The sequence below is a fragment of the Vibrio minamisatsumaniensis genome, from assembly GCF_050337445.1.
Taxonomy (GTDB): Bacteria; Pseudomonadota; Gammaproteobacteria; order Enterobacterales; family Vibrionaceae; genus Vibrio; species Vibrio artabrorum.
Map to the genome: position 1 here is coordinate 1 of NZ_JAKJSY010000159.1, position 2,178 is coordinate 2,178.

At 40.8% G+C, this 2,178-nt stretch carries 4 protein-coding genes; 1 reads left to right on the forward strand and 3 read right to left on the reverse strand.

What is annotated here, in order from left to right; all coding sequences use genetic code 11:
• On the forward strand, positions 1–263 hold a 263-nt coding region (locus tag L4B77_RS19795; RefSeq protein WP_429752559.1), incomplete at its 5' end, for an IS66 family transposase.
• 438 nt (positions 264–701) lie between these two features.
• On the opposite strand, the gene L4B77_RS19800 is transcribed toward L4B77_RS19795, so the two are convergent.
• The 3 genes from L4B77_RS19800 to L4B77_RS19810 all read right to left on the reverse strand — a co-directional run.
• Positions 702–1,049: a DUF6404 family protein gene (locus L4B77_RS19800; protein WP_429752561.1), complete on the reverse strand. Its 348-nt coding sequence runs from the start codon at positions 1,047–1,049 to the stop codon at positions 702–704.
• A 165-nt stretch (positions 1,050–1,214) separates the two neighbouring features.
• Entirely contained in the window at positions 1,215–1,787 is a 573-nt protein-coding gene (locus L4B77_RS19805) for a hypothetical protein (protein ID WP_429752563.1), read from the reverse strand.
• 179 nt (positions 1,788–1,966) lie between these two features.
• Positions 1,967–2,178 (reverse strand): IS3 family transposase (locus L4B77_RS19810; RefSeq protein ID WP_429750046.1); only part of this gene is annotated, 212 nt, incomplete at its 5' end.

Below are 2,178 nucleotides of genomic sequence, written 5' to 3' on the forward strand. Positions count from 1 at the left end.
TACGCTATGTTGAAGATGGGCATTTATCTATCGACAACAACCGAGCAGAGCGCGCAATCAAATCGCTGGTCATTGGCAGAAAAAATTGGTTATTCTCGACGAATCCGCTTGGTGCTGATGCGAGTGCTTTGCTGTATAGCATCATCGAGACGGCGAAAGCGAACGGACTGATACTCTACGATTACATGGTCAAATGTATGAAAGAACTGGCAAAGCCAGAGCCTGATATTAACTCTCTTCTGCCTTGGAACGTCTCACACTGAAATTAAAACGCCCCGTGGGATTATGGGGCGCATACGCTTAAGTAGAAACCTAAGCAGCATAAAGAGTTAAACCCACCGGGTCATTGCAGACGCTAATGGTGGAGATAGGTTAAGACCACTTGCGGAGAGCCTGTTAATGCGGCGGACACACTAGATGTCATCTAACGAATAAGGCACCGCAGTCGCGCAAGTCATCAGGGCCACGACGTATGCGAATCGTCGATAAGTAGGCCGAATGTAGAGCGGCAGTCCAAAACCCATCAACATAAGTTTAGCGGATGTTTGACAACCGGGGGAATCCATGTAGCCGCGTTAAGTGGTGAGCAACGCTAACCACCCTACCTAAACCATTGTGACATAAACACTAAAACCAAAGTAGGCCGAAAACGCCAAGCGTTGGGAATCCGTCTTAAACGCTTTGTTATATTTATGATACCTCTATACCTTTTCCCACTTTATAAGAGATTTTCTTCTAGCCACGATGAGATAGTAAATACTGATTGCAATAGAGAATGCTGAGCTTGTTATGAGAGCATTTGTTAAGGTATCCATGAACATAGAATTCTCTTGGGCTAGGCTAAACAGATACGTTATAAACAGGTATACGAAGAAGAATTCAATGAATTTCAAGACTATGTTTGTCGGAAGAGACTCCCAATATACCGGTTTTAACTGGATGCCTCGATTTCGCAAAAATCTATATACAATTGTCTTGTCTGTATTACAAGAAAGCCCCAAAACCTTTAGGTGATTGTCAGCTCTTTCTAACTTATCTTGATAACTCATAAATCTCCCCTAAATGGAAGACGATACCAAAATTTGGAAGATTGGATTTAGAGTAGCTTCATGATTTGAAAATAAATATAACGCTGCACTAAGCTGCCGCAGACATGTGGCTATACTTTTGCGAAGCAAAAATGCCACATGTTGGAGGTCTGTTTGAGTGCCTTGTTAGCTCAGTTCACCTTTTACACTCACATCTTTAATACCAAGATGTGATTCAATTTCATGCTCAAGGAATAGTGCTTGCTCACTACTTTTGAGTCCTGAAACTAAACGAATATTACTGCGATTTCTCAATATGACACGAACCTCAAACGATACACTTGATCCATTCTTTGTCCGTTTAACAATCTCCTTACAATAAACTTGCTCAATTGATGTTGAAGGTATTGATTTTTTAAATCCAAAAGGGATTGGTGATATTTTAGACTCGAGCAAGCTGTAATTAACAGTGACAGTTGTTTTATTGAAATAACTCGCAATTACATAATAGGTCAAGCCAAGCCCTACAGAAACATGTAGTAAAGGGAACAAGACAACCATCATATTTTCTTTGGTCAATGATCCTAAATCAGGCACGTTACTATACCAATTGAATAAAAAGCCATTCCAAAAAACAACAAATACAGTTAGAAACAGTGTTTTACTTGAAAACCATTTACGCTCTATTTTCAGGCCTTCTGAGGTTGAACAGATATTCATTCCTTCAGGGATCCCAACGTCCATTTTTATTTTTTCCACTTAAACATACCTATAATTATCGATAATGGAGCTAACGCCCAATTAAGGTGTGAGGCACGCCATACCGATGCTCCCGCATGCCACCTTAATCACTAAAACCACCGCATAGTAAAAATGCCACGCGTGCCGAATCGCTCTTAAATTGTTTGTGATCTGCTCCAGTTAGACTGGACACCGCATTAAGCTACATATTGTTTTTCAAAGTTAACTGGGCTTAGATACCCAAGAGCACTGTGCCTTCTTGTTCGATTATAATCAACTTCGATATATTCAAAAAGTGCTTGGCGCATCTCTTCTCGCGTCATTATCGGCTCGTATTGGATGACTTCTACTTTCATTGAGTGGAAAAAGCTTTCAACACAGGCGTTATCCCAGCAATTTCCCTTCCTAC